This window comes from Arthrobacter pascens (assembly GCF_030815585.1).
GTDB classification, from domain to species: domain Bacteria; phylum Actinomycetota; class Actinomycetes; order Actinomycetales; family Micrococcaceae; genus Arthrobacter; species Arthrobacter pascens_A.
Genome location: NZ_JAUSWY010000001.1, coordinates 64029 through 87806 on the forward strand (window position 1 = coordinate 64029; position 23778 = coordinate 87806).

Consider the following 23778-nt stretch of genomic DNA (forward strand, 5'->3'; position numbering starts at 1 on the left):
AGTCAGACGCAGGAGTGGTCGTAGTCGAATCCCCTGGAGACGAACTGGGTCAGCGTGACCCTGCCGCCACCGGTGAGTGGGGCGCTTGAACAGTTGGCTTTGGCTCCTTTGGCGCTGAGGGCGCCGGCGAGCCAGCTGGGCAGGTGGTACAGGCTGCTGGAGCTGCTGACCTTGCCCGCGATCTGGCCCCATTGGTGGCCGGTGGAGTAGATTCCCACGTCGGCCTGGATGCTGCGGAAGAAGTCGGTCATCCCCTCCAGGGCCGCCCGGTTGGCGTCCCGGTTGGTGGACCAGGTGTTGCCGGTTTCCACGTCAAGCCACCAGAAGTACTCGGAGGGTTTGCTGATGCCGCGGACTTCGGCGTCGTCGTAGGCTTTGGCGTAGCCGTACATATAGGCACAGGCCTCGCTGATGTTGGGCGCTTCGCAATTACCGTACGGATTGTGGATGGCGGAACCTGCCGGATACTCGTTGCTGGTGGGCCACCACGAGCCGGCGTGCCCCGGGTTGGCCGTATTCACGTACAGCGCCACCTTCGGCTGCCCTGGGCTGGCCGGAGCCGTCAATTCAGTGTCCTCTGCGGGTGATGGCAGGGTCAAGGGTGCCAGCTCGGCAGGCCAAGTATCGCATGAGGTGGGTATGGTGTGAGCTTGAACGCCTGTTTGGGAAAAATCCTGATGAAAATAGCTCATCTGTGATATTTTTTGGGTATGACTCAGGAAACTGCCGAACATGTGGCCGCTACGCTCCGCGACGCCCGGAACGAGAAAGGTTGGACCCAGGGCCAGCTTGCCTCAGAGCTCGGGACCAGCCAAAGTGCCATCGCGCGGATGGAGCAGGGCAAGCAGAACCTTAGCCTCAAAATGATCCAACGGCTGGAGACCATCTTCGGCCGCAGCATCGTCAAGGTGGGGAAACCACAGATGACTCACCTGAGGGTCGAAGGCGGTCACACCCTCTCCGGCGCCGTGGACGTCAACAGCAGCAAGAACGCCGGCGTGGCCCTGCTCTGCGCCAGCCTGATCAACCGTGGCACGACTGTCCTGCGCCGGCTGGCCCGGATTGAGGAAGTCAACAGGATCGTTGAGGTGCTCACCAGCATCGGCGTTGAATGCACCTGGCTCAATGACACCGACCTTCAGCTTCGCCGGCCAGCCGTCCTGGACCTGGATGCCATGGATGAGGAGGCCGCCCGCCGCACCCGCAGCGTGATCATGCTTCTGGGTCCCCTCCTGGATGAGTCCGGCGAATACCGCCTTCCCTATGCCGGTGGCTGCGACCTCGGCACCCGGACTGTGGAACCGCATATGCAGGCATTGCGCCAGTTCGGGCTCGCGGTCGAGGCGACCGCTGGTTTCTATACTGTGCAGGCACCTGTTGCGGATTCCGAGGACCGCTCCTTTGTGCTGACTGAGCGTGGAGATACCGTCACCGAAAACGCCATCATGGCCGCGGCGCACCGCCGGGGCACCACCGTCATCCGCAACGCGAGCCCGAACTACATGGTCCAGGACCTCTGCTATTACCTGCAGATGCTGGGGGTGGAGATCGACGGCGTGGGAACCACCACGCTGAAGATCACCGGGCAGGCGCTGATCGACGTCGACATCGAGTATTTCCCGTCCGAGGACCCCATCGAAGCGATGAGCCTCATCACCGCCGGCATCGTCACCAATTCCGAAGTGACCATCCGCCGCGTCCCCATGGAGTTCATGGAGATCGAGCTGGCCACGCTGGAGCAGATGGGCCAGCAGCTGGAGATCTCCGGGGAATACATGGCGCGCAACGGCCGCACCCGGCTGGTTGACGTGACCACCAAGCCCTCCGAGCTGCGGGCGCCGGAGGACAAGATCCACCCCATGCCGTTCCCCGGCCTGAACATCGACAACCTGCCCTTCTTCGCGGTGATTGCAGCTAATGCGACCGGCCAGACCCTGATCCACGACTGGGTGTACGAGAACCGGGCCATCTACCTGACGGAACTGAACAGGCTCGGGGCCCAGGTGCAGCTGCTGGACCCGCACCGGATCTATATCAACGGTCCCACCAGGTGGCGTGCCGCCGAGGTGGGCTGCCCGCCGGCCCTGCGCCCGGCCGCGTGCCTGCTCCTCGCCATGCTTGCCGCCCGCGGTGTGTCGGAGCTGCGCAACATCTATGTGATCGAGCGCGGCTACGAGGATCTGGCCGAACGGCTCAACACTATCGGCGCGAAGATCGAATACTTCCAGGACTGACCCGGCGCGAACGGGCGTGAGGCCCCGCCTCGAGCGCGAACTGGCAGATAATGACCCCTCCGAGCGGATTTGAGGGTGTTATCTGCCTGTTCGCGCTTCATTGTGGTCCGCGGCAACCCGGTGAATACCGCCGCATTGCCGCAGAATATAAATATGCGAACATTCGGCGTCGAGGAAGAACTCCTGATCGTTGATCCGGAGACGGGGGAACCGCTCGCGCTGGCTGATGCCCTGCTCTCCGGGCGGCGGCTTGCTGCCGATGATTCCCCCGAAGATCCGCATGTGCTGGAAACCCAGGACCAAACCGTTTACGACGACGACGAAACGGGCCTGAGTGCCGAGCTGAAGCTTGAGCAGATCGAGACCCAGACACGGCCCTGCCTGGAGTACGGGGAACTGCTGCGGCAGATCCGGGCCGGCCGGCTGCTCGCTGACCAGGCGGCCCGCAAAAACGGGGCAAGGGTGGCCGCGCTTGCCACCTCGCCGCTGGCATCCACCAGCCACACCACGCCGGACCCCCGGTACGCCCGGATGCTGGAGCGTTTCGGGCTGACGGCGCAGGAACAGCTGACCTGCGGCTTCCACGTCCACACGTTCATTGAGTCCCCAGACGAGGGGGTGGCCGTGCTGGACAGGATCCGTGACAAGCTGGCCGTCCTCACGGCCCTGAGTGCCAACTCGCCTTTCTGGAACGGGATGCAGACGGGCTTTGAAAGTTACCGCACCCAGGCCTGGAACCGGTGGCCCACGTCAGGGCCTTCCGGCATTTTCGGGACGTATTCTGCGTACCGGCGGGTGGTGGCGCGCCTGCTGGACAGTGGCGTGATGCTGGACGAAGGCATGATCTACTTCGACGCCCGGCTCTCCCGGAACCACCCCACCGTGGAGGTGCGGGTGGCGGACGTCTGCCTCCGTGCGGAGGATGCAGCACTGATCGCAGTGCTGGTGCGGGCAATGGTGGAAACGGCCAGCCGGGAGTGGCACGACGGCGTGGAGCCCGCACCGGTCCCCACCGTGCTGTTGCGGATGGCCGCGTGGCAGGCCAGCTGCAGCGGCCTTGGTGGAGAGCTGCTGGATTTCGGCACCTTCCGGCCGGTGCCGGCTGCTGACGTAGTGCGATCCCTCATTGATTACCTGGAACCGGTGCTGGCCGAACAGGGCGAACTGGGCCTGGCCAGGCAGGGCGTTGAGGAGGTCATCGCCCGCGGCACCGGCTCTATGGAACAGCGCAGCGCCCGGGACGCGGCGATGGAGAAAAACGCGCCCGACGACGACGGGCTGGGCGCCGTCGTCGGACACGCCGTGGGTGCCACCATGCGTGGAGCTTCCGGGCTTCCCGAGGTGGATACCGCGCCCGAACTGCTGCGCGTGCGCCTGTCCTAGGCTGCAGGCGGAGCGCTTAGCCGCGCCGGGTTTAGCCGAGGTATCGTAGGCGGATGCCCGATAGCGTATCTTCCAGACCGGCACTGGCTTTAGACGTCGATCAGGTGTGGCCTCTCGTCCGAGATTTCGCGACGTCGTTCCAGCCGGAGCGGAGAGCCTTTGAGCGTACATTCGGCTCGCTGATTGAAGACCCTCGTGCCCTCGTGCTCGTCGCCGAACAAAGCGCGACAAACATTGTCGGCTACCTGTTGGCGCACAGCCAGTCCACGTTCTTTGCCAACGGCCCTGTTGTGTGGATTGAGGAGGTCATGGTTGCTGGCGGCATTCGAAGGAATGGCGTCGGACGGGCCTTGATGACGGCAGCTGAAACCTGGGCAGGATTACAGGGCGCGGCCTATGTTTCGTTAGCGAGCCGCCGTGCAGGGGACTTCTACCGTGCCATGGGGTACGAGGACTCGGCGACCTTCTTCAAAAAGTCACTCAGTTCCGGCATCGTAGCCGGGGATGGGCCTTCATTGCGCGATAGGCCTTCCATTTAAGTTCCGCGCACGACTGTTGGCCTGCGCCTGTGAATCGCAGCGCGTGAATCGCCGCGTTAAATGGCGTTCTTTTTGCAGCGCTGTTTGGCGTTCCGAGCAGTCCCCGCCGCGTCGGCTTCAGACGGTTCGTCGCTGGAGCTCGCGATACACCGTCGTCCGGGACACCCGGAACAGCTCCGCCAGTTCAGCCTGCGTGTGCTCGCCGGCGCCGTGCAGCGTCAGCAGATGCTTCCGCTGGATCTTGGATAATTTGGGCTGCTAACCTTTCAGCCGCCCCTTCGCCTTGGCGACAGCCATTCCCTCGCGGGTGCGCATGCGGATCAGGTCCGCCTCGAACTCAGCCACCATTCCCAGGACGTTGAACAGTAGCCGGCCTACCGGATCAGTTGGATCGTGGGTGCTGCCGCCGAGACTGAGCACTACCCCTTTGGCAGTCAGTTCGCCGGCTATATCCCTGGCATCGGAAAGGGAACGTGCCAAACGGTCAAGTTTGGTAACCACGAGCGTATCGCCGCCTCGGCACGCTGCCATCGCCTCGCGGAGCCCGGCGGCGCACCCGATTCGCTCCCGTCAGTCCGTGGTGGACGAAGGTCTGCTTCTCCTCAACACCCAGGCCAAGGAGAGCGTTTCGTTGGGCGGTCAGGTCCTGATCGTTCGTTGAGACGCGGGCATAGCCGATCTACATTCCAGTCATAAGGAACATGGTTGCAGTAATCCTCCCGTCATCGTGCATCACCGTGCGGGTCTTACGTACATGGCCTCGGCCAGCAACTGCGCGGAACGTGTCGGCAGGCTCCCACGGCACGGTGATCGACCGGCTTGCGGGACGGTCTGTACGGGCGTGTGTGCGAGAAATGTTCCGCGCACGGGCTGAGCGAACTCAGTTGGCACACAAGTGTCCCAACGCTGACTTCGTCCTCGAGGCGGGGCCTGGTGGATTCGAGATTGGTCTCTTCTTCCCCGAGCGCCCGTGTGCGACTTGACGGGCCAAATCAGCCCTGCGACTTCTGCCCTGTGGAGATCTGGGTGCACGGTCGTGGGACAGGCGTTCAGGGGCTCCCTTGTTTACTGGTCACGATTCCCGGACGTATTCCCAATGCAGACTGCCGTCTGTCACCGAGGGCCTGGAGAAGAATACTGGTCGTCCTGTTCGCAGGCTGGTCAGCGTCTCATCCAGGAGTTCTTCAACGGATGACCAGACGGCGGGGCGCCAATCGGCATCGTCCTTGAACCACTCACTGACGCAGCCATGCTGCCGCCCGGCCCTGAGATCGACGAACAGGAAGTCGCCGGCGCCATTGTCTGCGATCGGCAGGAACGAGGAGATGAAGATCCAGGCGCGGGTACCGGCCTCATCAGCTTCAGCATCTGCTGGGTCATAGGGTTTATGGGGTTCGGGCACAGGAACGCTGCTGTGGGCCTCACCGACCGCCCGAAGGTTGCGGTAGATTGGGGAACTTATTCTCCGCTCGAATTCGGCATTTGCTTCCGCCCCGACCTCCGCCATGATGCTAAGCATCATTCGTCGCACTTTCTCAGCTTCCTCCAGGGGAAGCGGGCGATACCTCGGGAGAATATCCCCCGCCGTTGACAGTTCCGTACCGTCGAAAATACGATACAGGGTCGACAGATCGCTCGGCCAACCATTCGGTGCGGCCTGTTCAAATGAGCGAATCAGGGGCTCCGGTGCCGGTGCCCGAATGGTTTTGGCCGTCACGGGGGCGTTGATGCTCAGCCACCTAACGATGTCGGTCCAGAGTTCCTGTGTTCGCATGGGGTGAATCTACGCGCCTTTGCCCTCAATGGACACGAGCGAGGCCAAGCATCAATACCTTCCTCGAGTCGGGGGCGGAGAGAAGTCGGGCTTGAGCGAGGGTTCTTGCGGATTCGGGTCTTACGCGTCGGACGCCAATTGGTCCTCCGGTAAAGGTTACTGATACGGGCACATCAGGGCGGTCAGTCATAGCCCTATCCAGGACGGGTCAATAGTATGAGGCATGACCGCGTCAGATACAGGATCAGAGTCGATGAGGCGGCTAAGCATCGCTCTGATGAGTCTCGGACTTTTCGCTACGTCCTGTGCCGGGGCGGGGCCGGAGATCCCAGGAGATGGAGCTGCCCGGCCGTCTCCGCGTTTGACGACGCAAGAGCTCCCGCCTTCTAGTTCATCCGTCGGTCCCGAGGCTTCCCCTGCGGATATCACCATTTCCCATGCGGCCAGCGAATTGAGCCGGGAGCTGGCGGGGGATGATCGGTTGGCCTCAGTCGAAGTTCTTGAGGGGAAGCGAATCGTCGTTCATTGGCACGGCCCAGTCGACTCAAGGCTACGTGACTTGTTGGACCGCTTCTCCAAGATTCAGATTTCAGTCCAGACAAGCTCGTGTTCGCCTGGACAGCTTCGTGAGTATGGGAGCGAGCTGCTAACCACGGACCCAGCAGTTAACATCGTTGCAGTAGCGCCAGATGGGTCACATCTGCGGGTTACTTTGGACGAGTCCCTTAAGGCTATATCGGACGTTACCAGTCTGGAGCGCAAGTATTCGGACGCAGTCGGCTGCCCCGTCAAAGTGGAGTTCGGGGGCGTTATGCCTATCGGGGGTTGACCTGGCACGTGAAGGCCGTCTTATTGCCCCCACACGTAGGATCGCCTTCATGCACGTCGAAGAGTCGGACGAACGGGACAACCAATGGGAACGACACCGAAACACTTTCCGTGTGTACATTTTTGCGGGGCACGGGGAAGCCCATTCGGTGAGCACCTTCGATATAGCGGATGCAACATTCTCTGAAGCCAGAACTTGGGCGGAGGATAAGGCAGTCGACCGCATGTACTCCCTTGCACTGGTTTCAACCGACGAACGTGGACGACGAGGACTCGCCTGGCTGATCGGCGGCGACGCCAATGACGTCCCGTAGAAGGTTGCTCTTGCGGGGGGAAGCAACCCAACCCAACGGTCAAGAGGCTGGTTTGTAATCGCGAAGTGCGTGCCCCTCATGAGGGGTGATCAAGAGTCTTGCCACGGAGTACTTGGTATCTAACACGACTGACGCGGACATGCTTCGGTCAAACATGCCTCGAAGATAGACGATGTGCTCTCCCGCTCCATTGTCTTCGACCATGATTGGCTCCCACGTATCGCGCCGTCGCCCCCACACGGGAAGGCGCAAGGGGAAGAGGAGTCCAACCTCAGTCTGAACTTGATGAGTCAGTGCGTACACGGTTGCTGGAGCCGTGTTGCTGTAAGTGATTTGCGAATTCTCGGGAGCAAATTCGGTCAGGCCGTCCGTAGATTCAATGCGCCAACGGCCCGTGTCGCGATTTCCCGTTACTTGCGCCTCGTACTCCTTCATCCGTCTGTCGCCTGATGCGTGCCCGTGGATCTCGCTGTAATCACTTCGTTCCGTGAGGCGCATGAGCAGTTCTACCATTCGCTGATCAAGTTTTTCGTTCACTCTGATTCCGTCCTTCAGTCATCTGTGAAGCAGGGTTCTGGACTAGAAGAACAATGGCAGATCTGACGGCGCCCCTGCCGAACCGCCTGCCTTCAGGACAGGTCGCATGCGAGCAAGACCGGTTTTTTCATACCCCGTCCCGTAGAGGGTTCCTAGGGTTCTTGCGGTGGGAATCGGTCAGTCCTCATTTCCAACAAAGGGAACAATGTCGCGTGCTGTGACCCTCGTCCGCTCGAACGCCCCCAGCGACGTCGCGCAGTACGCGTACGCCGCGACAACCCCCAACGGCGCGCGCTTTATTTTCCTGGCGGGTTCGTGCCCCCTGAATGAGGACGGAACGACCGCAGGCGTTGGCGACTACGCAGCACAGGCTGCGAAGGCTGTCGAAAACATGCACCTTGCCCTGGAAGCCGCCGGCGCTTGCATTGAGGACGTGATCTCCACTCGGGTCCTTGTGGCGTCGACAGACCGGGCTGATCTAGTGACGGCCTGGGATGTGGTCCGCGCGGCCTTCGGCGACCACGATGTTCCGAGCACGTTGATGGGAGTCACCGTGCTCGGCTATGACGGCCAGCTAGTGGAGATCGAAGCAATCGCCGCCGTCATCGATTGAAGCAGCGTTGCCGCCAGGCCGGGTTCGAGGTGACCGACGCCGAACCACGCCAGGATCCCGGCGGACGGCCGCGCGCGCAGCGATCCCGCGATTTGCCCGGTTAACGTTAACACTGCTGGGCGCTGTCTCGTCCAGCCTGCTCGCCATGGCAACGCTGCCATCGACAGGGTGGAGTCGATTGCTCCGTGGTTCCGCCGTTCCAACCGCGGGCGCCTATGCACTGCTGCGGAGTAGAGCGGCAGTTACAAGTGGGTTGTCGCCCATCGCGGCAACGAGCTGGTCAGTGGCGGGACAGCCGCGGTGTGTTCGTGTAGATGAGGCGGCGGTACAAGCGATCGGTAGCCCGATCACATGGCGGCGAGGCTGTGCTCATTTGCTCGACTTCTAGCTCGGCGTGGAGAACCAGAGACTCCTCCCCTTGCGCGCTCGCTATTCAGTGTTGCTATCTACCGGTACTCATGGTTACTATGTACCGGTAGGTAGTAACACTGAATAGTTGAAGGGGGGATCCCATGGGCAAGCAGATGACCGAGATGCTCAAGGGCACCCTCGAGGGCATCGTTCTCGCGATTCTGGCCGTGCGGCCGGCGTACGGCTATGAGATCACGGCCCGGCTGCGCGACCAGGGCTTCTCCGACATCGCCGAGGGCACCGTTTATGCCCTGCTGGTCAGAATCGAACAACGCGGCCTCGTCGACGTCGAGAAGGTCCCGTCAGAGAAGGGTCCGCCGCGCAAGGTTTACACGCTGAACGCACTGGGCGGCGAGGACCTCGAAGAGTTCTGGAGGACATGGAGTTTCCTCGCAGAACGGATCGAACAGCTCCACCAGAACATCGAAAACTCGCAGGAAGCAGGAGAGTAACCATGGCCGCAAAGTGGATCGAGACCCTCACCGGGTCGCTCGAGCAGAAGAAGCAGTACAAGCAGGACAAGGCCCGCATTGATGGCCTCCCCGAACCGTACGCAACAGCGGCGAAGGCCATGCACCGGTACTTCATGTACTACGGGGGCATCACCGACGGCGACACGCTCATGACGATGTTCGGCGACTTGGCCGACCTGTGGGAGCGGGCCGCCATCGATGGAACGCCGGTGCGCGCGATCGTCGGCGACGACCCTGTGGAGTTCGCCGAGACCTTTGCGCAGGCCTACTCCGGCAAGCAGTGGATCGACAAGGAGCGGGAGCGCCTCACGAAGGCGATCGACGCCGCCGCCGGCGACAATGGAAAGGGGGCAGGCGCATGACCACCGACCAGGCCCTCGAACCCGCGATCCGGGTGCGGGGCATCGAGAAGTCGTTCAAGGACCTGCACGTGCTGCGGGGCGTCGACTTCGATGTGAAGGCGGGGAGCATCTTCGCGTTGCTCGGCTCGAACGGGGCGGGCAAGACCACGCTGGTGCGGATCCTGTCGACGCTGCTCAAGGCCGACGCGGGCACCGCCACGGTGCACGGCTTCGACGTCGGCGCGAAGCCCGGTGATGTGCGCGAGTCGATCAGCCTGACCGGTCAGTTCGCCGCGGTCGATGAAGTGCTCAGTGGCCGGGAGAACCTCGTGCTGATCGCCAAGCTGCGTCACCTGAAGAACCCGGGTGCGATCGCCGACGACCTGCTCGATCGCTTCTCGCTCACCGAAGCAGGGAGCCGCAAGGCATCGACGTACTCGGGCGGCATGCGCCGCCGACTCGACATCGCGATGAGCCTGATCGGGAACCCGCCGATCATTTTCCTGGACGAACCCACCACCGGACTCGACCCCCAGGCGCGCATCGAGGTATGGCAGACCGTCAAGCGACTCGCCGGCCAGGGCACGACGGCGCTGCTCACCACGCAGTACCTCGACGAGGCCGAGCAGCTCGCCGACCGGATCGCGATTCTGCACAGGGGCACGATCATCCAGAACGGCACCCTCGCCGAACTCAAGCAACTCCTCCCGCCCGCCAAGGTCGAATACGTCGAGAAGCAGCCTTCCCTCGAGGACGTCTTCCTCGCCCTCGTGGGTGACGCCGGCGAGACAGACGCCGGCGAGACCGACACCGCCGCCGACCGCCGCATAGACGGCACGGTCCCGGCAGGAAAGGAACCCCGATGACCACCCACGTCCTCGGCGACACCGGCGTCCTCACCGGCCGCTCGCTGCGCCACATCCTCCGCAGCCCAGACACGATCATCACCACCGCGGTCACCCCGATCGCGATCATGCTGCTGTTCGTGTACGTGTTCGGAGGTGCGATCAACACAGGATCCGACGAGTCGTACGTCAACTACATGCTCCCCGGCATCCTGCTCATCACCATCGCGTCCGGCATTGCGTACACCGCGTACCGGCTGTTCCTGGACTTGCAGGGCGGCATCTTCGACCGCTTTCAGTCCATGCCGATCGCGAGGTCGAGCGTGCTCTGGGCCCACGTGCTCACCTCGCTGGCCGCGAACCTGGTCTCGGTCGCGATCGTCATCGGCGTCGCGCTGATCATGGGGTTCCGCACCGGAGCTTCCGTGGCCGCCTGGCTCGCGGTCGCCGGCGTCCTGGTCCTGTTCACCCTCGCCCTGACCTGGCTCGCCGTGATCGCCGGACTCTCGGCGAAGACCGTCGACGGGGCGAGCGCGTTCGCCTACCCGCTGATCTTCCTGCCGTTCATCAGCTCAGCATTCGCGCCCACCGACTCGATGCCCGGCCCGGTCGCGTGGTTCGCCGAGAACCAGCCCGTGACCTCCATCGTGAACACCGTCCGGGCCCTGTTCGCCCAGGAACCCGTGGGCGGTGACATCTGGATCGCCCTCGCCTGGCTCGTCGGCTTACTCGTCGTCGGCTACTCCTTCGCGATCGCCATCTACCGTCGAAAGATCAGCTGAGGCCGAGCGCTGCTCGCGGACGCACGCGCCGCGCGGCGTATGCCGCCCGTTTGCCCCACGGGGATGCGGACGGCATTCGTCATGACACCCTTGTTCGAGTGGACGAACGCCGGCCCGCTCCGATCTGCGCCTAAGGATGCGTCCGGCAACGTGGCATGCCATACTCAGCCCGTGACGACGTCGTATTCATTCCTGGCCAGGCTGTGGCAGTATCCGGACCAGTCCGGCTGGCATTTCGTCACTCTGCCGGTGGACGTTTCCGAGGACATCCGGGAGGAAACCGCCGCGTTTCGGAAGGGGTTCGGATCGGTGAAAGTGACGGCGGAGGTCTCCGGCCAGTCCTGGCAGACGTCCATCTTTCCTGACAGTAGGAGCGGTTCGTACCTTCTGCCGGTCAAGAAGGCCATCAGGACTGCGGCGCGCATCAGCACAGGGGACGAAGTGGCCGTGCAGCTCGACATTCAGCGCGGGGATTAGGCATGTAGCCGGGCGCGAACGGGCAGATAATGCCCAAAAAACGCATGAAACGGGGCATTATCTGCCAGTTCGCGCCCACTGTTCGCGCCGGTCAGATCTGCTTGAGCGCCTGCTCCAGGTCCCCGATCAAGTCGTCCGCGTCCTCAAGGCCCACGGACAGCCGGACGACGCCGTCGCTCAGGCCGATAGCCGCGCGGCCCTCAGGTCCCATGGCGCGGTGGGTGGTGGTGGCCGGGTGGGTGATGAGGGACTTGGCATCGCCCAGGTTGTTGGAGATGTCGATGATCCGCAACGCATCCAGCAGTGCAAAGGCGGCATCCTTGCCCGAGCGGCCGCCCGCCGTCGCCAGCTCGAAGGTGAGCACGGTGCCGCCGGCCTTCATCTGCTTCGCCGCGAGCTCGTACTGCGGGTGGGACGCCAGCAGCGGGTACTTGACCCAGCTGACCGCCGGCTGCTGTTCGAGCCACTCGGCGAGCCGCAGCGCGGACGCGGAGGAATGGTTGACGCGCAGGGCCATGGTTTCCAGGCCCTTGGTCAACACCCAGGCGTTGAACGCGGAGAGTGACGGACCCGTGTGGCGCATCAGCTGCTTGACCGGGCCGTCGATGAATTCCTTCGTGCCCATGATCGCTCCGCCCAGGACACGGCCCTGGCCATCGATGTGCTTGGTGCCCGAGTACACAATGACGTCCGCGCCCAGCTGGCCGCAGCGCTGCAGCAGCGGAGTGGCAAAGACATTGTCGACGACGACAGTCGCCCCGGCCGCGTGAGCCAGTTCGCTCACCGCGGCGATGTCCACGATTTCCTGCATGGGGTTGGACGGCGATTCAAAGAACACTGCGGTGGTGGGTTCCGCCAAAGCGGAACGCCACTGCTCAAGGTCCGGTCCGTCCACAAAGACTGTTTCTACGCCCCAGCGCGGCAGGATCTCGTTCAGGATCACAAAGCAGGAGCCGAACAGCGAGCGGGCGGCCACCACCCGGTCGCCGGCTGCCAGCAGGGCACCCAAGGCGGTGAAGACGGCGGACATTCCGGACGCCGTGGCAAAGCACGCCTCGGTTCCTTCCAGGAGCCGGAGCCGTTCCTGGAACGTGGCCACGGAGGGGTTGCCGTAGCGGCTGTAGACAAACCGTTCGTCCTCGCCGGTGAAGGCCCGCTCCGCAGCGGCAGCTGATTCGTAGACAAACCCCGAGTTCAGGAAGACCGGTTCGGTGGTTTCCTGGAAGTTGGTGCGGTCCAGCCCGCCGCGGACTGCCTGGGTTTCAGGGCTCCAGCCGGCAGCATCTTCGTTGAAGGTCACTTAGTTCTTTCCCAGATTCGTAGGCAGGCCGCGGTTCTTCCAGCCGTTCACGGTGCGCTCGCCGTACCGGTCCGGCTCGCCTTCAAAGCCCTCCAGGACGTTGTAGGACGTGAAACCCGCCTGGGTCGCGGCGATGGCGGCCGAGATGGAGCGCTGGCCTGAGCGGCACAGGAAGACCAGTTCGGCGCCTGAGTCCTCCGGTGCCTGCTGCGTCAGGTCGCGGATGAAATCGGGGTTGGGGATGCCGCCGGGAAACGTCCACTGGATGAAGAGGGGATCGTTGTCCGTTGCTTTGGTGTCCGGGATGCCGATGTGCGCCCATTCGCCTTCGGTGCGGACGTCCACCAGGATGGCGCCCTGCTCCAGCTTGGCCCAGGCTTCCTGCGGGGTGAGGTCTCCGGCGTAGCTCATGCGTGGCCCTCGCCGTCAAAATCGAGGTCTTCAACGGCCGTGGCGACGGCGGCATCCGCAGTGGCGATCGCTGCCGGGAGGATCAGGGCCTGCGCCACGATCACGCTGCTGCCGTTGAACGTTGCCGCCGGGCTGCCGTGCAGCACGTAGCCTTCGGCCAGGGCGGTGGATATGCGTTCACAGAACGAGCGGTCATCCGGCCCTGTGACCAGTCGGTAGGACAGTTTTTCTTCGGGGCCAGGTGCTTCGGACACTACGGCTCTCCTTCTCTCACGCTTGCAGCTCGAATGGGTCGATATGCCGAGTATTCACCTGAGGCACCCCGCCGCGAAATGGAGGGTTGCCGAACGGCCAGTCAGGGCTTGGCGCCAGTTCTCATTACTCCCCAAAAACGTAACACTTGGCCTACCGAGCCGCACTGCCGCCGTCGTCATGTTCCGTAACCAACGCATTCTGTTGGATGGCGACAACCGGATGGACCCGGTGGGACCATGGGGCATGGGGAAACTTTGGTGGAGGGCATCACCGTCGGGTTGCGTAGGTGCCGGGGCCGCCGCCGTAGTTGCGGCCACACTGCTCCTGGCGGTCTGCGGCTGTGGCAGGGACATCTTTGCCCCGCCGCCGTGTATGCCGCCTGAGTATTCCGTCTCGCCTTCCGCCGCGAAGCCGGGCGAGAAAGTCACGGTCAGTGCTCCGGACACGACCTGCGACGCGCGCTACGGCCCGGCCGCCCGGGTTCTAGTGACGGTCACCGACGCCGCCGGGGTGAGCGTTTTGGAGGAGCTCGCTCCCATGACCGACGACGGCGCCTTCACCTTCGTGTTTACCGTTCCGCAGTCCGCGGCTGCTGGTGAGGGCGGCGTTAGCGCTGTTCCGTACGGCGTGGACTGGTGCGATGACACCGGTGTCAACAACCGGGCCGCCCCCGGCGGCCTTGGCCTGGACCGCGTGTCCTGCGCCCTCCGGCTGGTTCCGCTCACAGTCCTGGCCGGGCCGGGGACGTGATTGTCAACTAATATTGACGGCCGGGACGTCGTCAACTAATGTTGACGCATGGAGGTGGATCGAATGAAGACTCTCGTTGGATCAATGGACGGCAAGGGACCTGCCGAGGCGCTCTACGCCGTTGCGGAGCTGCACAAGGAAGTAGGGCGGGCGGAAGCGGCCCTGGTCCGGAACGCGCGGCAGGCAGGCCTCTCCTGGGAAGCGATTGCCCTTTGCCTGGGCATCAGCAAGCAAGCGGTCCATCGGAAGTACGGAAAGCAGTAGCCGCACTGCGGGACCGTTCCGCAGTCACCGCAGATTCAGGCTTTGAGGATGAGCGCTTCGCCCTGTCCTCCGCCGCCGCAGAGGGCAACAACGCCGGTGCCTCCGCCGCGCCGTTTGAGCGCCAGGGCCTGGTGCAGCACCAGGCGGGCCCCCGAGGCGCCCACCGGGTGGCCGAGGGCGATTGCGCCGCCGTCGGCGTTGATCTTCTCCGCCGGGATTCCCAGATCCTTGGCCGACTGGATGATCACGGACGCGAACGCCTCGTTGATCTCGATGAGGTCCAGGTCCGCCACGGCCATTCCCTCCGTTGCCAGGGCCCGTTCGATGGCCCGTGACGGCTGGGAGTGCAGCGAACCGTCCGGACCCGCCGTCTGCCCGTGGCTGCGGATCTCGGCAATCCAGCTGAGTCCGGCCCGCTCGGCGGCCGCTTTGCTGGCAACCACGACGGCGGCCGCGCCGTCCGAAAGGGGAGACGCGGACCCCGCGGTGATGGTGGCTGACTCTGCCGTGGAGAAGGCGGGCTTGAGTGCCGCCAGTGTTTCCGGCGTCGTGCCTGGCCTGATGCCCTCATCGGAATCCACTGTCAGCGACGGGCCCCGGCGCTGCGGAATCCCGACAGGCGCAATCTCTTCAGCCAGCCGACCTTCCGCCCGCGCGGCGTCCGCGCGCTGGTGGGATCTCGCGGCTACCTCGTCCTGGTCCGCCCGGCTGATCCGGCGCTCGGCGTTCCCCGCATCGGTTGCCGCGCCCTGGAGCACACCTGAAACGGGATCCTGCAGGGCGTCGTGATTCAGCGAATCCACCAATGGGGCATCTCCCATGGCCAGGCCGTGGCGCAGCCGCTGGAGCAGGTGCGGGGCGTTGCTCATGGACTCCTGGCCCGCGGCCACAATGAAGTCCGCTTCGCCTGCGCGGATCATCCGGGCAGCATCTATCACTGCTGTGAGTCCGGAGAGGCAGAGCTTATTGATGGTCACGGTGGGGACGTCCCAGCCGATGCCCGCGGCGAGGCTGGCCTGGCGGGCAGGTCCCTGCCCGGCCCCCGCCTGGATGACCTGGCCCACGATGACAGCCTGGACCTGTTCCGGCCCCACCCCCGCGCGTTCCAGTGCATTGCGGATGGCGTGGGCGCCAAGTTCGCTGGAAGTCAGCGGGGCGAGGCTGCCGCGAAAGCGTCCGAAGGGAGTGCGGGCACCGCCGAGGATGACGGCGGTAAGGGCGTCGTTGTTCATGGCGTCGGTGCTCATGATGGGTGCCTTCCGGTGGGATTATTCCAAGAGGGTCTGGTGGCTAGTGCAGGATGAGCTGGTGGAGCAGATGGTCCGCCCAGGTGCCTGCGATTTTCAGGTATTGCGGCGCCATCCCGATTTCCTGGAACCCGGCCCGGCGGAGGACTGTCCGTGACGCTCCGTTGTGGACCAGGGTGGCTGCCTGGACCCTGTGGAGGCCCAGGTCTGTACGGGCATGGTCAACGGCGAATGTCACTGCGGCCGAGCCGATTCCCTGGCCGCTGAAGTCCCGGTCCACCCAGTACCCCAGATTGGCGCTGAGGAACGGACCGCGGACAATGCCGGTCAGGGTGATTGCGCCGATGATGCGTTCGCCGTTCAACAGAACCCAGGGGATCTCCTGCCTCACTGCATGCTGGGCGAGTTTGCTGTGGATGACGTTCAACTGGTGCGAGGGCGTGAAGAACTCCTCGTCCCGGGTCGGCTCCCACGGCGCCAAGTGTTCACGGTTCCGGATGTAGGCCTCGCTCAGAAGGGCGGCATCGCCCCGCTGGAGCAGCCGCACGCAAATGCCGTTGCCCAGGGGTGCGGGCTTATTATCGCGCACGCCACTAGACCGCGGTCCGGCCGTGGTCAGCCTCTTCCACGGTGTAGCTCTTGCATCCCGGCATAGCGGCCTTTCGTGGATGGTGCAGTATCCGGTGATTTCATGTTAACTCCGGCGGCGGGACGTCAGGCAGACTGGCGGATCACCAGTTCGGATCCTGGGCCTTCTGCGGCTACTCGAAGGAGGCGCGCCTGCGGTCGGACAGCCTGGTGTTCCAGATGTCCGGCTTGGCGACCTTGAAACGGCGTCCAGTCAGGGCGTGCGCCGTCAATTGCACATAGTGGTCCTTTGCCCCGGGCTGCCACGGCTCCAGGTTGAGGTCGTCCACGGCGTCCTTTTCCTCCTGGTCCTGGATAACCGCGGTGTCACCGCGCACCACAACGCTCCATGCCATTTCCGTGCGGGGATCGTAGCCGTCGATCTCAAGGGCCGCCGGTCGCTCCGTCACTGCACCCCAGAGCTTGGTGCCGCCCGCGGTCCGAAACACTATGTTCCGGCGGTGCAGGACATAGTTCACGGGAAAGATCTCCGGATGACCGTCCACCACCACCGCGATCCGCCCCAGGGCATCGTCAGCCAGCAGTTCCCAGCATTCGTCAAACGTCAGCTTGTCATCAGGCTTCTCAGTGGAGTTCATGGACCTCACCTTACGGCTGCAGGTTCGGCACTAGAAGCGTATTTGCGTTCCTGATCCAAAGCTGGTCTTCAAATCACTAGGAATCTGCGTTCCTGGCCGCGACTGCCGGGCCTTGGCTGGGCCGGCCGGCCCTGCGATGACAACCACAGGGGCTGGCCGGACAGCCGGTACTCAGTTCAGCGTCGACGTGTCGATGACGAAGCGGTAGCGGACGTCGGAGGCCAGGACGCGCTCGTACGCGTCGTTGATCTTGCTGGCGGGGATGACCTCGATCTCGGCGCCGAGGTTGTGTTCGGCGCAGAAGTCCAGCATTTCCTGGGTTTCGCGGATGCCGCCGATGGCGGACCCGGCGAACGACCGGCGCCCCATGATGAGCGAGAAGACGTTCACCGGGAGCGGTTCAGCGGGGGCACCCACATTCACCAGGGCGCCGTCCAGAGTCAACAGCTGCAGATAGGAGCTGATGTCGATCGCTGCACTGACGGTGTTGATGATCAGATCGAAGCTGCCGGCCAGCGTCTCGAAAGTGCCGGCGTCGCTGGTGGCGTGGTAGTGGTCGGCACCGAGGCGGAGGCCGTCTTCCTGCTTCTTGAGCGACTGCGACAGGACGGTGACCTCGGCGCCCATGGCGTGGGCCAGCTTGACTGCCATGTGCCCGAGTCCTCCGAGGCCGACGACGGCGACTTTCTTTCCGGGGCCGGCACCCCAGTGACGCAGGGGGGAGTAGGTGGTGATGCCCGCGCACAGCAGCGGCGCGGCGACGTCGAGGTCAATTCCCTCCGGGATCCGGACGACGAAGTCTTCGTTCACGACGACGTGGGTGGAGTAGCCGCCCTGGGTGACGGTCCCGTCGCGGTCCAGGGCGCCGTAGGTTCCGGTCATTCCGTTGAGGCAGTACTGCTCTTCGCCTTTGAGGCAATTGACGCATTCCCGGCAGGAGTTGACCATGCAGCCGACGCCGACACGGTCGCCCACGGCGTGCTTGGTGACCGCGGGGCCGACCTCGGTGACGATGCCGGCGATTTCGTGGCCGGGCGCGAGGGGGTACTGTTGCGGACCCCAGTCGCCGCGGACGGTGTGGATGTCTGAGTGGCAGATGCCGGCGAACCTGATCTCGATCAGCACGTCATGGGGGCCGACGTCGCGGCGCTCGATGGTAGTGGGAACGAGGTCCCCTGTGGCGGACGGGGCAGCGTAAGCATTAGCGGTGAACATACTTCTCCAGTGGTTGGCGAGGCTTTGGGGTGCTTATCCAGCAAACCGTATCCGATAACCCCGCGGAAGGTCCTGCTGATACAGGTATTGACAGGACCTCCCACGGGGGCTGGAAGGGCCGTAGCGTTGAGGGGTGGACAACCGTCATGAGATTCGCCAGTTCCTTGGGTCGCGGCGTGCCGCGATCAGCCCGGAGCGGGCGGGCCTGCCGGCCTACGGCGGGAACCGGCGGGTGCCCGGCCTTCGCCGGGAGGAAGTCGCGTTGCTTGCGGGGGTCAGCATTGATTACTACATCCGCTTGGAGCGGGGAAACCTGGGCGGGGTTTCCGAAACCGTGCTTGAGGCACTTGCCCGGGCACTCCAGCTTGATGAGGCCGAGCGTGCCCACCTGTTCGATCTGGCCCGGGCCGCCGGCACTCCGGCGCGGCCCCGCCGCCCCCGGCAGCAACGGATCCGCCCCAGCGTGCAGTTCACCCTGGATGCGATCACCGGGGCCCCGGCATTCGTGCGCAACGGGCGCCTCGACGTGGTAGGTGCGAACCGCCTGGGCCGCGCCCTCTACTCCGAGATGTACCTGGATCCGGTGCGTCCGGTGAACCATGCCCGGTTCATCTTCCTGAACCCGCATGCGGTGGACTTCTACCCGGACTGGAACCGAGCGGCCAGCGACACGGTGGCAATCCTGCGCACCGAATCCGGGCGCGACCCCTACGACCGGGCCCTGTCAGACCTGGTGGGCGAGCTCTCGACGCGCAGCGAAGAATTCCGTACCCGGTGGGCGTCGCATAACGTACGCCTCCACTACACCGGGCTCAAGCACTTCCATCACCCCGTGGTGGGCGATGTCCACCTGATGTTTGAGGCGATGGACCTTTCTGCCGACCCCGGGCTTTCGCTGCTGGTCTATAGCGCGGAACCCGGCTCCCCTTCGGAGGACGCGCTGCGGCTCTTGGGGAGCTGGGCAGCGACGATTGACCAAGCTGAAAAGCACGGGGCGGCAGCTTCACGAAAAGAGGCGTGACGCTGCATCACGCCCGATACCACTCATTCAAAAGCAGGAGAACCTTTGGAAATCCAACCCAAGACGCCCAGCAACAAGGGACCGGCCGAGATGTTCACCGGTGAGGTGTGGTTCGACGTTATCGCCAAGGGCGAGGAGCCCTCGCAGCTGCGAGTGAATATGGTCAGGTTCGCCCCGGGCGCCCACACGGCCTGGCACTCACACGCCAACGGCCAGACGCTGCACGTGACCGAAGGCCGCGGCCTGGTGCAGTCCCGCGGTGGTGAAATCATTGAAGTCAGCCCTGGCGACACCATCTACACGCCTCCCGGCGAGCTGCACTGGCATGGTGCGGCCCCGGATCATTTCATGAGCCACCTGGCCATGTGGGAAGCGCTGGGCGACGGGCAGGGAGGTCGAGAAACCGCATGGGCTGACCACCTCACTGAGGCCGAATACCCGAAGAAATAGGGCCCATCCCTGCGGGTGCCGTGTAGGTTAGCCCGCTCGCTTCGCGTCGGCGTCGAACGCACTGCTGTCCAATGCTCTGGCGCGCTCTGCAATGAGGCTGTCCCTGATGCCGGACAGCAAGTCTAGGGCCTCGCCGAGCGCACCGTCGTCGAGGGGCGCGGCGCGCGATATGAGCTTGCTCCACTCGCGCCTGACGACCTCGTAGTTCCGCTGGCCCCGCTGTGTGCGGTGCACAGTGATTTCCCGCCGGTTCTCCGCCCGGACACGGCGCTCGATGAGCCCCTTCCCGTCCAGGCTTTTGAGGACAGTCGACAGGTTCGTCCGGAGCAGCCCCGTGGCGTTGATCAGGCCGGTCATGCTCGTAGAAGGCTCTTGCTGGAGGTGGCGCATGACTGCAGCCTCCGACGTGGTCAGCGAGTGCGCCTCTGCGTCGGTGTACCCCCGGATCTGGATCTCCCGGGAGATGGTGAGGATCAGGTCGGCCAGGTCGGCCCACCGGTCACCCTCCTGCTGCGCCTCTTGGCTGTCATTGTTGTCGCCCACATCGCCACAGTAGACGACTTGGCGCAACAGGTCTAGCGGCATAACTGTTCAGTATGCATAATTGTTCAATACATATATGCAAGGGAGTGAAGATGAACGCGTCTCTGGCCACCCGGGCAGGCTCGACTTTCACCCAGGGCGATGGCCCGCACGGGTGGACTCCATGGGTTCGGAGCCTTTGTTTTGCTGTTGGGTGCCTTCTTGCCGATAGCTGACTTTTTCATCGTCAATGTCGCCCTTCCGACGATTGATGCCTCGTTGGGTGCGACGCCTGCGTCCTTGGAACTCGTCGTCGCCATCTACGGAGTCGCCTACGCGGCCATCCTGGTTCTGGGCGGACGGCTGGGTGACCGCTTCGGTCGTGAGCGGCTCTTCCGCATCGGTGCCGCGGGCTTCGTCATTACGTCCCTGGCCTGCGGTCTCGCGCCGACCATGGATGTCCTCATCGCTGCCCGCTTGGTGCAGGGTGTAGCTGCCGCCCTGCTGGTTCCGCAGGTCCTCGCCACTGCACACGCAGCCCTTGAGGGCGAGCGAAAAGCACGGGTACTCGCACTCTACGGGGCGACGGCAGGCATCGCGGCGGTCGTAGGCCAACTTGCCGGCGGGCTGCTGGTGAGCCTGGACATTGCGGGTCTCTCATGGCGGCCCATTTTCCTCATCAACGTTCCACTGGGGCTCGTGGTGCTTGTTCTCTCACGCCTGGTCATCCCCGCTACCCGATCACCGCATCCCATCGGCATGGACGTGACGGGCACATTTCTCTTCGCGGGGACGCTTGTTGCGTTGCTCGTCCCGCTCAGTGAAGGTCACTCGCTGGGCTGGCCAGCCTGGACGCTGGCACTCCTTGGTGGCGCGGTGGTCCTCGGCGCAGCGACGGTCATCTATGAACGGCGGCTGGAAGCCAAGGGCCAGGTGCCGCTTCTGCCACCATCACTGCTCAGGCTCCCCTCCATGTCGCGGGGCTTGGTCATGATCGCCGCCTTCAGCATCGGCTTCGGAGCATTCATGTTCGTGTTCGCGCTGATGGTGCAAAACGGCCTGCACGCCGACCCGCTCACCAGCGGACTCGCCATCTTGCCGATGGCTGTGATGTTCTTCCTAGGCTCCGTCGTGAGCCACCGCGTTATCAATCGTTTCGGCCGCGGTGCGCTCGCCGCCGGCGGGATTGCGCAGGCGTTGGGGCTTGCCGGCGTCATTGCGACGGTGGTCCTGTCGTGGCCCGACGTGAATCTCATCCTGCTCGGAATTCCCCTCCTCCTCGCGGGTGCCGGGCAGTCAATCCTTTTCGCCGGGCTGTTTCGGGTGGTGCTCACGGACGTTCCCGTCCATCTGGGCGGAGTCGGAAGTGGCGTCCTCATCACGCTGCAGCAGGCCGGGCTCGCACTCGGGGTGGCAACGCTCGGGACCTTGTACCTTTCCCTCGAACCGTTCAGCGTACCTGCCGGATTCGCGGCCGCCGTCGGGATCCAGCTCGGCATCATCCTGCTCGTCGTTGTGGGAACCAAATTCCTGCCACGGTTCACGCACCTGCCCCAGACGGCCCAACCCGTGGAAGTCTGAGACCACCCGTGGAAGTCTGAGATCAAGGGACCCGACAACCAAGAATGAAGGACCGCACCGTGAACATCGAATCCGCTTCCTTCCCAGCCACTGACCTCGCAACCGCCGCTGAGCTTGCGGCTCAACTCAGAGTCGATTCGGTACGCTCCAGCACGAGTGCCGGCTCCGGGCACCCGAGCTCAAGCATGTCTGCGGCAGATCTCCTGGCCGTTCTGATGTCGCGGCACTTGCGCTACGACTGGGACCGCCCGCACAACGCCGCGAACGATCACCTCATCTACTCCAAGGGACACGCAAGCCCGCTCGCCTACTCGGTCTTCAAGGCGGCCGGAGTCGTCTCGGACGAGGAGCTGTTGACGGGCTACCGCCGCTTCGGCGAGCGTCTCCAGGGACACCCCACGCCGGTCCTGCCGTGGGTCGACGTCGCCACGGGCTCACTCGGCCAGGGTCTGCCCGACGGCGTCGGCGTCGCCCTCGCCGGCAAATATCTCGACAAATCGCCCTACCGCGTCTGGGTCCTTTGCGGCGACAGCGAGTTCGCTGAGGGCTCCGTCTGGGAGGCGCTCGACAAAGCCGCATACTACGGGCTGACAAACCTGATCACGATCGTCGACGTGAACCGGCTGGGTCAGCGCGGCGAGACTGAACTGGCCTGGGACATGGACGCTTATGCGCGTCGAGTCGAAGCCTTCGGCGCCCAGGCGATAGTGATCGATGGCCACGATCTGGGGCAGATTGACGATGCCATGGTCCAGGCCCGTAAGGCAGGAGAGGGCAAACCTGTGGTCATCCTCGCCAGGACGATCAAGGCTAAGGGGTTCTCCAAAGCCGCCGACAGTCCTGACTGGCACGGCAAGCCCTTCCCGAAGGACATGGCAGACGAAGCAATCGCAGAACTCGGCGGCGAACGGCACCTGAAGATCCGTGGACCGCTGCCGGAGGTCGTCTCGACAGTCAGGCCCGCCGCTGCCGCCACGGACTGGGACCACGTCAAATACCAGGTCGGTGACGAAGTGGCGACGCGGAAGGCGTACGGCGAGGCCTTGGTCGCCGTCGGCACAAGGGACGCACGCGTTGTGGCGCTCGACGCGGAAGTGGGCAACTCCACGCATGCAGACCTGTTCGCCAAGGCCTTCCCCGAGCGGTTTTTCGAGATGTTCATCGCCGAACAGCAGCTCATCGCCGCAGCCACCGGCCTGAGCGTCCGGGGCTACAAGGCCTTCGCGTCGACGTTCGCGGCGTTCCTCACCCGCGCCCACGACTTCATCCGGATGGGTGCGGTCTCGGGCGTCGATCTGCGGCTCGTCGGGTCTCATGTCGGCGTCGAGATCGGCGCAGACGGACCTTCACAGATGGCGTTGGAAGACATAGCGATGATGCGCGCCGTGCATGGCTCCACGGTGCTCTATCCCTCCGACGGAACCAGCACGGTGGCCCTGGTGGATGCCATGGCTGACAGGTCAGGGATCAGCTACCTCCGGACGACCCGCGGCGCCTACCCGGTGCTCTACGGGGCGGGAGAGCTGTTTCCGATCGGAGGGTGCAAGGTCCTTAGATCGAGCCAGGATGACCAGGTGACCCTGGTTGGGGCGGGCGTCACGCTTCACGCCGCACTCGAGGCCGCGGATACCCTGCTGCAGCGGGGTATCCGGGCGCGGGTCATCGACTGTTATTCCGTAAAGCCGATTGATGCCGGCACCCTCATCACGGCGGCAGAAGAAACCAGCGGGCGGATCGTCGTCGCTGAGGATCACCACCCCGAAGGCGGCCTCGGATCCGCCGTCACCGACGCCCTCACCGGATCCGGGACGCGAACCCTGACGATCAGGCGGCTTGCCGTCACGGGGATGCCGGGCTCAGGAACCGGCGCGGAACTGCTTGCCTGGGCCGGGATCGATGCTGCGCATATCGCCGATGCCGCGGAAGCCCTCGTCCGGGAACCCGTGGACAGGGCCAGCAACCGCTGACGCGCCAGCCCATTGAAT

Annotated in this window: 27 protein-coding genes, 1 pseudogene and 1 riboswitch; of the genes and pseudogenes, 16 read left to right on the forward strand and 12 right to left on the reverse strand. The window is 64.2% G+C overall.

Translation table 11 applies throughout. The annotated features are described in order from the left end of the window. Window positions 1-2: 2 nt before the first annotated feature. Entirely contained in the window at window positions 3-599 is a 597-nt protein-coding gene (locus QFZ30_RS00260) for a hypothetical protein (RefSeq protein ID WP_307072365.1), read from the reverse strand. A 111-nt stretch (window positions 600-710) separates the two neighbouring features. Between QFZ30_RS00260 and QFZ30_RS00265 the strand changes: the two genes are divergently transcribed. The 3 genes from QFZ30_RS00265 to QFZ30_RS00275 all read left to right on the forward strand — a co-directional run bounded on the left by QFZ30_RS00265 (window position 711) and on the right by QFZ30_RS00275 (window position 4156). Continuing rightward, window positions 711-2234: a UDP-N-acetylglucosamine 1-carboxyvinyltransferase gene (locus QFZ30_RS00265; protein ID WP_307072367.1), complete on the forward strand. Its 1524-nt coding sequence runs from the start codon at window positions 711-713 to the stop codon at window positions 2232-2234. 153 nt (window positions 2235-2387) lie between these two features. Continuing rightward, window positions 2388-3617, forward strand: a complete 1230-nt coding sequence (locus QFZ30_RS00270) for a glutamate--cysteine ligase 2 (RefSeq protein WP_307072369.1) — start codon at window positions 2388-2390, stop codon at window positions 3615-3617. A gap of 53 nt (window positions 3618-3670) precedes the next feature. After that, window positions 3671-4156 carry a GNAT family N-acetyltransferase gene (locus QFZ30_RS00275; RefSeq protein ID WP_307072371.1) on the forward strand — a complete coding sequence of 162 codons (486 nt, stop codon included), beginning with the start codon at window positions 3671-3673 and terminating at the stop codon, window positions 4154-4156. A 117-nt stretch (window positions 4157-4273) separates the two neighbouring features. On the opposite strand, the pseudogene QFZ30_RS00280 reads toward QFZ30_RS00275, so the two are convergent. Together QFZ30_RS00280 and QFZ30_RS00285 are read right to left on the reverse strand one after the other, a co-directional pair. Next, a pseudogene (locus QFZ30_RS00280) lies at window positions 4274-4835 on the reverse strand (recombinase family protein). A 393-nt stretch (window positions 4836-5228) separates the two neighbouring features. Further along, window positions 5229-5930 carry an SMI1/KNR4 family protein gene (locus tag QFZ30_RS00285; RefSeq protein ID WP_307072373.1) on the reverse strand — a complete coding sequence of 234 codons (702 nt, stop codon included), beginning with the start codon at window positions 5928-5930 and terminating at the stop codon, window positions 5229-5231. 878 nt (window positions 5931-6808) lie between these two features. Here QFZ30_RS00285 and QFZ30_RS00290 point away from each other — a divergent pair. Next, window positions 6809-7072, forward strand: a complete 264-nt coding sequence (locus QFZ30_RS00290; protein ID WP_307072375.1) for a hypothetical protein — start codon at window positions 6809-6811, stop codon at window positions 7070-7072. 39 nt (window positions 7073-7111) lie between these two features. On the opposite strand, the gene QFZ30_RS00295 is transcribed toward QFZ30_RS00290, so the two are convergent. Continuing rightward, window positions 7112-7609 (reverse strand): hypothetical protein, encoded by a 498-nt coding sequence (locus QFZ30_RS00295; RefSeq protein WP_307072377.1) that lies wholly within the window; start codon window positions 7607-7609, stop codon window positions 7112-7114. A 205-nt stretch (window positions 7610-7814) separates the two neighbouring features. Between QFZ30_RS00295 and QFZ30_RS00300 the strand changes: the two genes are divergently transcribed. From QFZ30_RS00300 to QFZ30_RS00325, 6 genes are all read left to right on the forward strand, one after another. Continuing rightward, window positions 7815-8222, forward strand: coding sequence for a RidA family protein (locus QFZ30_RS00300; protein ID WP_307072379.1), 408 nt, complete (start codon window positions 7815-7817; stop codon window positions 8220-8222). Window positions 8223-8734: 512 nt separating this feature from the next. Continuing rightward, a complete protein-coding gene (locus QFZ30_RS00305) occupies window positions 8735-9085 on the forward strand; it encodes a PadR family transcriptional regulator (RefSeq protein WP_307072381.1) in 351 nt (116 codons plus the stop codon). Window positions 9086-9087: 2 nt separating this feature from the next. Further along, window positions 9088-9468 carry a DUF1048 domain-containing protein gene (locus QFZ30_RS00310; RefSeq protein WP_307072383.1) on the forward strand — a complete coding sequence of 127 codons (381 nt, stop codon included), beginning with the start codon at window positions 9088-9090 and terminating at the stop codon, window positions 9466-9468. Next, on the forward strand, window positions 9465-10313 hold the full coding sequence (locus tag QFZ30_RS00315; RefSeq protein WP_307072385.1) for an ABC transporter ATP-binding protein: 849 nt from the start codon (window positions 9465-9467) through the stop codon (window positions 10311-10313). The genes QFZ30_RS00310 and QFZ30_RS00315 overlap by 4 nt, the downstream gene beginning before the upstream one ends. Continuing rightward, on the forward strand, window positions 10310-11074 hold the full coding sequence (locus QFZ30_RS00320) for an ABC transporter permease (RefSeq protein ID WP_307072386.1): 765 nt from the start codon (window positions 10310-10312) through the stop codon (window positions 11072-11074). The genes QFZ30_RS00315 and QFZ30_RS00320 overlap by 4 nt, the downstream gene beginning before the upstream one ends. A gap of 171 nt (window positions 11075-11245) precedes the next feature. Continuing rightward, window positions 11246-11551, forward strand: coding sequence for a DUF1905 domain-containing protein (locus QFZ30_RS00325; protein ID WP_307072388.1), 306 nt, complete (start codon window positions 11246-11248; stop codon window positions 11549-11551). A 91-nt stretch (window positions 11552-11642) separates the two neighbouring features. Here the strand turns inward: QFZ30_RS00325 and QFZ30_RS00330 are convergent, their stop codons facing one another. From QFZ30_RS00330 to QFZ30_RS00340, 3 genes are read right to left on the reverse strand one after another with little or no spacing between them, the layout of a single operon-like run. After that, window positions 11643-12851, reverse strand: a complete 1209-nt coding sequence (locus tag QFZ30_RS00330; RefSeq protein WP_307072390.1) for an O-succinylhomoserine sulfhydrylase — start codon at window positions 12849-12851, stop codon at window positions 11643-11645. Beyond that, window positions 12852-13262, reverse strand: coding sequence for a rhodanese-like domain-containing protein (locus QFZ30_RS00335; RefSeq protein ID WP_307072391.1), 411 nt, complete (start codon window positions 13260-13262; stop codon window positions 12852-12854). Continuing rightward, window positions 13259-13516: a DUF1737 domain-containing protein gene (locus QFZ30_RS00340; RefSeq protein WP_307072393.1), complete on the reverse strand. Its 258-nt coding sequence runs from the start codon at window positions 13514-13516 to the stop codon at window positions 13259-13261. The genes QFZ30_RS00335 and QFZ30_RS00340 overlap by 4 nt, the downstream gene beginning before the upstream one ends. A 13-nt stretch (window positions 13517-13529) precedes the next feature. Continuing rightward, window positions 13530-13645: riboswitch (SAM riboswitch) on the reverse strand. 115 nt (window positions 13646-13760) lie between these two features. Here QFZ30_RS00340 and QFZ30_RS00345 point away from each other — a divergent pair. Next, window positions 13761-14267 carry a hypothetical protein gene (locus tag QFZ30_RS00345; protein ID WP_307072395.1) on the forward strand — a complete coding sequence of 169 codons (507 nt, stop codon included), beginning with the start codon at window positions 13761-13763 and terminating at the stop codon, window positions 14265-14267. Between the two features lie 48 nt (window positions 14268-14315). Next, window positions 14316-14531, forward strand: a complete 216-nt coding sequence (locus QFZ30_RS00350; protein ID WP_307072397.1) for an AsnC family protein — start codon at window positions 14316-14318, stop codon at window positions 14529-14531. A gap of 35 nt (window positions 14532-14566) precedes the next feature. Here the strand turns inward: QFZ30_RS00350 and QFZ30_RS00355 are convergent, their stop codons facing one another. The 4 genes from QFZ30_RS00355 to QFZ30_RS00370 form a co-directional block, all read right to left on the reverse strand. After that, window positions 14567-15778, reverse strand: coding sequence for an acetyl-CoA C-acyltransferase (locus QFZ30_RS00355; protein ID WP_373462772.1), 1212 nt, complete (start codon window positions 15776-15778; stop codon window positions 14567-14569). 43 nt (window positions 15779-15821) lie between these two features. Further along, window positions 15822-16367 (reverse strand): GNAT family N-acetyltransferase, encoded by a 546-nt coding sequence (locus QFZ30_RS00360; protein WP_307072399.1) that lies wholly within the window; start codon window positions 16365-16367, stop codon window positions 15822-15824. A 172-nt stretch (window positions 16368-16539) separates the two neighbouring features. Next, window positions 16540-17004, reverse strand: coding sequence for a pyridoxamine 5'-phosphate oxidase family protein (locus tag QFZ30_RS00365; RefSeq protein WP_307072401.1), 465 nt, complete (start codon window positions 17002-17004; stop codon window positions 16540-16542). Between the two features lie 171 nt (window positions 17005-17175). Further along, window positions 17176-18219, reverse strand: a complete 1044-nt coding sequence (locus tag QFZ30_RS00370; RefSeq protein WP_307072403.1) for an NAD(P)-dependent alcohol dehydrogenase — start codon at window positions 18217-18219, stop codon at window positions 17176-17178. A 133-nt stretch (window positions 18220-18352) separates the two neighbouring features. Between QFZ30_RS00370 and QFZ30_RS00375 the strand changes: the two genes are divergently transcribed. Together QFZ30_RS00375 and QFZ30_RS00380 are read left to right on the forward strand one after the other, a co-directional pair. Further along, a complete protein-coding gene (locus tag QFZ30_RS00375) occupies window positions 18353-19240 on the forward strand; it encodes a helix-turn-helix transcriptional regulator (RefSeq protein WP_307072404.1) in 888 nt (295 codons plus the stop codon). Window positions 19241-19285: 45 nt separating this feature from the next. Beyond that, entirely contained in the window at window positions 19286-19690 is a 405-nt protein-coding gene (locus QFZ30_RS00380; protein ID WP_307072406.1) for a (R)-mandelonitrile lyase, read from the forward strand. A gap of 27 nt (window positions 19691-19717) precedes the next feature. On the opposite strand, the gene QFZ30_RS00385 is transcribed toward QFZ30_RS00380, so the two are convergent. Then, window positions 19718-20233, reverse strand: a complete 516-nt coding sequence (locus QFZ30_RS00385) for a MarR family winged helix-turn-helix transcriptional regulator (protein WP_307072408.1) — start codon at window positions 20231-20233, stop codon at window positions 19718-19720. A gap of 141 nt (window positions 20234-20374) precedes the next feature. On the opposite strand from QFZ30_RS00385, the gene QFZ30_RS00390 reads away from it, so the two are divergent. Both QFZ30_RS00390 and QFZ30_RS00395 read left to right on the forward strand, forming a co-directional pair. Further along, window positions 20375-21793 (forward strand): MFS transporter, encoded by a 1419-nt coding sequence (locus QFZ30_RS00390; protein ID WP_307072410.1) that lies wholly within the window; start codon window positions 20375-20377, stop codon window positions 21791-21793. Window positions 21794-21852: 59 nt separating this feature from the next. Then, window positions 21853-23760 carry a transketolase gene (locus QFZ30_RS00395; protein ID WP_307072411.1) on the forward strand — a complete coding sequence of 636 codons (1908 nt, stop codon included), beginning with the start codon at window positions 21853-21855 and terminating at the stop codon, window positions 23758-23760. Window positions 23761-23778: the final 18 nt, after the last annotated feature.